Annotated in this window: 4 protein-coding genes; 1 reads left to right on the top strand and 3 read right to left on the bottom strand. The window is 53.9% G+C overall.

All coding sequences use genetic code 11. The features are described 5' to 3' along the window. Positions 1-161: 161 nt before the first annotated feature. Positions 162-1,994, top strand: coding sequence for an IS1634 family transposase (locus HPY52_16960; protein NPV81924.1), 1,833 nt, complete (start codon positions 162-164; stop codon positions 1,992-1,994). Here the strand turns inward: HPY52_16960 and sdaAA are convergent. The 3 genes from sdaAA to HPY52_16945 form a co-directional block, all read right to left on the bottom strand. Further along, positions 1,938-3,596 (bottom strand): L-serine ammonia-lyase, iron-sulfur-dependent, subunit alpha, encoded by a 1,659-nt coding sequence (gene sdaAA / locus HPY52_16955; GenBank protein NPV81923.1) that lies wholly within the window; start codon positions 3,594-3,596, stop codon positions 1,938-1,940. The two genes, HPY52_16960 and sdaAA, sit on opposite strands and share 57 nt — an antisense overlap. A 24-nt stretch (positions 3,597-3,620) precedes the next feature. Then, complete coding sequence (locus tag HPY52_16950) at positions 3,621-4,700, bottom strand: NAD(P)-binding domain-containing protein (protein ID NPV81922.1); 1,080 nt, start codon at positions 4,698-4,700, stop codon at positions 3,621-3,623. Between the two features lie 83 nt (positions 4,701-4,783). Continuing rightward, on the bottom strand, positions 4,784-6,099 hold a 1,316-nt coding region (locus HPY52_16945), incomplete at its 5' end, for a sodium:solute symporter family protein (protein ID NPV81921.1).

Here is a 6,099-nt window from a genome sequence, read left to right as displayed (position 1 = left end):
CCCAACTTCCGCAACCCAGGCCTATTTTCTGATCATTTTGGGGTGTCGGGTAAGGCAAAAGCCCAGCTAGACACATTGTCCATCTGCATAAGCTCAAAATAGTGACGACAAGTGATACAGTTTTTGCTTGACAATTCTTAGATATATGATATGATAGTGACATGTATATACGTAAAACAACTCGACATGCAAAAAACGGCAGGACATACGAAAACTACCTTCTTGTAGAGTCTGTGATGACCCCGAAGGGACCCAGACAGAAAGTCATCTGTTCTTTGGGTAACCTGAAGCCGCGGCCTGCCAAGGAATGGCTTGTGCTCGCTCGGCAGGTGGAGCAGGCGTTACTGGGGCAGCTTTCAATTGACATGGCCCCTACTGATCCTCTGGTAGCTGACATTGTGGCTAAAGTCAGAGAGCGCCAGCCAAAAGAGCAGCATCCTAAACAAGTAGGGGATGAGCCCATCTCTGTATACCCTGATCGCATAGAGGTGGAGCAAGGGCGGGAAGCCGGGACAGTGCATGTGGGTAATGAATTCTGGAATCGGCTTGAGATTGATGATGTGCTACAGAGGGCAGGGTTATCAGAGAGGGAGCGTCTCCTAACGCGGGTGATGACGCTCAACCGATTGATATCGCCTGCCTCAGAACATGCCATGCCTGATTGGGTCAACCGCACCGCTCTTCAGGATCTTCTCGGGGTTGACCTTTCTCAGCTGAATGATGATACGCTTTACCGCAATCTCGATCAGCTCTGGCCGCGCCGGAGTAAGATCGAAAAGGACTTGGTAGAGAAAGAGAGAGACCTATTCAACATTGATACAACCATTTATCTGTATGATCTCACATCGACATATTTTGAAGGGAAATGCGAAGGGAACTCTATAGCGATGCGGGGTTATTCCCGCGACAAGCGCCCTGATTGCAAGCAAGTAGTTGTAGGATTGGTAGTAAACCGGGATGGATTTCCTATAGCCCATGAAGTATTCAAAGGGAATGAGAAAGATGAGAAGACGGTAGATTCAATGTTAAAGGTCCTTGAGGCACGGGTTGGGAAAAAGGAAGGCGCGACAGTGGTTGTTGATCGGGGCATGGCTTATGAAGAGAATCTGGAAGCCATCCGGGGCGCTGGATATCACTACATTGTTGCAACGCGTCAATTGGAGAGGAATAAATGGTTGGAGGAATTTGAGACTGAGGGCTGGCGTGAGGTGGTACGGGAGCCTTCTCCAAACAATCCGGCTCAGAAGAAGACGAAGGTGCGTGTAAAGGAAGGGGAGTGCGGGGATACATATGCGCTTTGTTTAAGCGAGGAACGGATGGCGAAGGATCGTGCCATTCGGGAGAAGCACGAGGCTCGGCTTCTTATTGATCTGGGGAAGCTGGCAAAGAGGGTCGAGTCCGGCAAGCTGAAGGCGGAGGACAAGATCTACGAGAAGATCGGGAGGCTGAAGGAGCGCTATCCACGAGTCGCTAGGTATTACACGATCGGATTAGAAGATGGGAAAGTATATTGGAAAGAGAACAAGGAGAAGAAGGCGATTGCAGAGAGCCTGGATGGTGGATATCTACTTAGGACAGACCGCAAGGACATAAACGCTGAAGAGATCTGGCGTGTCTATTCTCTTCTGACACGGGCTGAGTCAGCATTTCGGGCCATGAAGAGTCCCCTTGCTGAGAGACCGATCTTTCATCAGTTGAAAAACCGGGTAGAGACCCACATATTCTTGTGCGTGCTTGCGTATCACCTGCTGGTTGCCATAGAGAAGACGCTACAAGACAGAGGGCTTTACACGAGCTGGGCAACCGTGCGGGAGACGCTTTCCAACCACCAGATTGTGACAGTGGTATTGGCGACCTCTGATGGTCGCACCTTGCGGATCAGGAAGGCTGCCAAACCGGATCCTAAGCATCTTGCTATCTATGAGGCGCTAGGCATATCACTGCGAATGATTAAACCGATTAAGATATGGTCGCAAGATAGTGACGTAATTTGACAAAGAACATAGGTGCCGCAAGGGTTCCAGTGCTCTGAGTGCGGAAGTTGGGCTAAGCTTCTGCTGCCACTCGGATCGCATTCGCTCTGCAGTCCGGGTACAGCCTAAACCACCGACAGTGGAACCCTTTAATTCCTGTGGCAGAAGCTTCTGCACATTAACCAGGGCATCCACCACCTCATCGGGGGGAATATAGCTTCGGATACCTGCCAGGGCCAATTCTGCCCCCATAAGCGCGATTGCTGCTCCCATGGCATTGCGTTTAATGCACGGGACCTCCACCGGACCCGCTGCTGGATCGCAAATGAGCCCCAAGATGTTCTTCAATGTGAGGGCCGCTGCGTGAATACAGGCCTCTGCGTCTCCACCGCCCAGAAAAGTGGCGGCACTAGCAGCCATTGCCGCGGCGACACCCACTTCCCCCTGGCAGCCCCCAACGGCGCCGGAAAGAGAAGCCTTGTTGGCAATGCAGATGCCGACGACATCGGCGACAAGCAACGCGTCAATTAAGTCGGCCTCGCTCTTTTTCAGGTATTCACCTACGCTGAAAAGCACCCCTGGTAGGACACCAGCCGATCCCGCAGTTGGAGCGGCTACTACCCTTCCCATGGCTCCGTTAAGTTCAACAACGGCCAAAGCTCGAGCCAGCGCCGCCGTGAAGATACCGCTAGTTATGGTTTTACCCTGCTGAGCGGCCTGCATCAAGCGCCAACCGTCATCCCCTGGGCAAAAACCCCCCAAGAGTTTCACCTGACCTGAGAGCCCCTCCTCTACTGCAGCACGCATGACGCTCAAGATCTCGCACATACCATCCCTGACGGATTCTTCTGATTTTTCGCTTCGCCTCTCTTCGTAACTTAAGGCCACCTGAGGCAGGCTCATGCCCTGCTGCGTGAGGTCCAGCAACTCCGAAAACGTGCAAAAGAGGACGGGTTCATCGCTTACCTGGCGGAAACGATAAAGTGGCGGGATGAGGTGCAATGAGGCGCTTGGTACCTCTGCCTGCACAGCCGCTAAGACCTTGGCCGGTACTTCCTGGCGTAAGGCCCAACAGGCCAGGTGGTTAGGTCCAACTCTGCCCTCTGAAAACCCAACCACCTTGTACGGCGCCAAGATGGCTTTGATTGTTTCGTCTGCTGGTGCCGGGGCGCGCAGCAGCAAAGCGTAGGTGTTTCCGTCCAGCGCCACGGGTACCCCGTCGATCTCCGAGATGAGGATGCTGCCTCCGCCAACGGAGATGCCGTTGATCACCACGACCGTAGCACCAGTCTCAGCCTTGATGCGCATAGTGTTTTGATGCACGTGCGGCGAATCGATTTGTTCAACGTTGACGGCAATGCCCTTTGCCATGGCTATTTCTAAGGCGTAAATACCCGCCGGGTCCCCTTCCCGGTAGCCAAGAAGGCCAGCTACCAGCGCGGCGTGGGTTCTGTGCCCTGCATAGGTCTGCATAAGCACTGGGTGAAAGTAGAGGGTCACCCTCTCCGGCTCTCGTCCTAGGATAAGGCGAGCCATGTAGCCGATACGTGCCGCTCCCGCTGTGTGGGAACTGGACGGGCCCATCATAAAAGGGCCAACAATGTCAAACAGACTTAAGGACATGGCAACTACCTTCTTCCCGGTTGTTCAAGAAACCAGTGCCTGGATCTCCTGAGGAGTCTTCCCCGCTAACCCTAATTTTTCTAACGTACGCCCTTCCTCCCAAAAGTTGCGACCTAAAACGATATTGGCTAATTCTACTATAGCAGTTGTGGCAGGGGTCTTAAGCCCTAAGGCCCCACCTAGCAAGGCCAGGGGCACCAGACCAGTAGGAACGTCTTCGAAAATGTACCGCGTATTAAGCGTCGTCGGGCCCTTGATCCCTGCATATGCCTTGTTATTCTGGATGGCCTCATAAATGGTTGCGGCGTCTACGCCGTAGGAAACTACGTACCAATCCCTAACAGAAGTCAGTTTTATGCCCAGGGCCTCACCGATTGCTAGACGCTCGGCATCTATCCTCTCCACCACTTTGGCAACGGATGGTGTAATGCCCTCAAAGTAGTACTCGAAGGTGCAGTGCCCCTCGATGCGAGCGGCGTTGAACAGGGTGGGTGCAGGATGGCACATGGCATTGACATTGTTAAGACTGGTAAAGAGCACGTTGGGCGCAGGTCGATACTGTGGGAAGGCTGTATTCAGGAGGGCGGTTACCCGCGTGGCCTCGCCAGCCGGCAGGGTCGCAACGTCCACATGATTCTTGATGCCGAAAATGGTAGCTTCGCCAGGTCGCGGGCTGCGGCAGGCGTAAATTAAGGTTTGCGTTTCAGCTAATGTCACTTTTGCCCGGCAGCCGTGCTGTCGAAGTACCTGGCGAAACTCCAATGCTCCACCCGTTGCTCCCGGGTTAAGGACAATAACCTGCCCGCCCACCAGGTATGGCCACACCGCCCTGGCCACGTCCGCATGGAAGCAGGTCGGAACCACAACCATCAATATATCGGCACCCTGTACTGCCTCGGCAATGTCGCTGGTGATGCATGCCGGGGCCGCCCCTCCTTGCACAGCGCCATAGACTTTGATGGTACGCAGCTCGCGTAGCAGGTCGATTTTCTCTTTGTCCGCGTCGTAAAGACTGACCTCAAAACCTAGGAGAGTAAGGTGCGCGGCTAGACTCTGGCCACCGTTGCCTGCGCCTATGATAGCAAAGCGCGGGCGAGTTATCATATGTCCCCATCCTTTCGCTCCAAACATCGGTCCCGAACTCGGGGGGCTGGCGAGGAAACAATCCCTACCAGCTCCCCATCCTGCTAACGGTTAGCGGCAATTCGGCTGTAATAGCTCTTGCGCGTCATGGCACTGACTAGGAGAAGCCCTAACAATGATCCGGTTAAACCATACGCCACGTACGGAATCGCCACCTTATTGATCTGACCCCACGCGCAGCCGATGAACCCACCGATCATTCCGCCTACGGCACCCTGGGGCGTCAGGAAATTGGCATTTTTCAAGAAGTACCCCAGGAAAATCGGGAAGAGCAGAGCTGCTGCTGAATAAGCATAGGTAGCCACCAGCCAGCTCAGCGCCTGGGGCCAGGCTATGGCGAGTATCAGGGAAAGAAATGTCATGACTACCGAAAGGGTGCGGGAAAGCCACAGGAGCTTCTTGTCGTCTGCGTGCGGATTAATGAGTTTTTGGTAGATGTCCCGCGTTAGGTTTACTACAACCGACTGCACACCGCTGTCGATGGTAGACATAATGGTGGCCACGATAAATCCGGAATAAAGTGCCAGGAACCAGGTCGGCAGCTGCGTTAGGAACCACCCAGATGCCATTTCCGAAGCCAGACCCGGCTGCATAGACCTAACCGCTAGGCCGACCACGCCAGCCCAGATGTCCGCCGTTAGGATGACCAAGGCACTAATGATAAGACTGGTTCTCACATACTTGACGTTATCGATAGCATAAATCCTCTGGTAATACATCTGATTCGTCAGTGTTCCGGGGAGAATGGCCAGGCTCCAGAGGGCAACTGTAAAGGCTCCCACAGCCCCCATGCCCGCTGGGAACTGCGCGATCTGCGCAGGAACTTTGCCTACTATCGTACTCCAACCTCCACCCCGCCTGATGGCAAAGAGTGCTGAAAAGAGGGACATAGCTACCATGAAGCAGCCAAAGACGAAGTCGGTCCAGGCGACCGAAGTGAGCCCAGCAGGGAGAACGTAGGCCAAGGTGATCACAGCGAAGATGACCATTAGGATTTGCATCGGGATACCGGTTATGCTGGAGAATATCTTGCCGAAGGCAACCAGCTGGGCGCACATCCACCCGAACGGAACTATGATAGTCATGAGCGCAGCAACGATAAGTACAAATCTGTTGAAGCCATATATTTTCTCCAGGATGTCAGGAACAGTAGTGAACTCCTGTTCGCGCAGCCACTTGGCTATTACAGCCAGGAAAGCTATGCCAATCGAAACGAGCAGCCCATACGTTATGGTGGACCATCCTGAAGAATAACCGATGCCCACGTGGGCTACCAGTATACCGCCGCCCATTGCTGTTGCGTACTGCGTCCCTACGATGACGTAGATAGGCAGCTTACGGCCGCCCACTGCCCAATCCT

Source organism: Bacillota bacterium, assembly GCA_013178415.1.
Lineage (GTDB): Bacteria > Bacillota > SHA-98 > Ch115 > Ch115 > Ch115.
Note: the sequence above shows the minus strand (reverse complement) of the source record. Positions and strands in the feature narration are given on the sequence as shown.

Bases quoted from the DNA above. Each gene is read 5' to 3' on its own strand.
- HPY52_16950 (NPV81922.1), bottom strand. From the start codon at position 4,700: ATGATAACTCGCCCGCGCTTTGCTATCATAGGCGCAGGCAACGGTGGC.
- HPY52_16960 (NPV81924.1), top strand. From the start codon at position 162: ATGTATATACGTAAAACAACTCGACATGCAAAAAACGGCAGGACATAC.
- sdaAA (NPV81923.1), bottom strand. From the start codon at position 3,596: ATGTCCTTAAGTCTGTTTGACATTGTTGGCCCTTTTATGATGGGCCCG.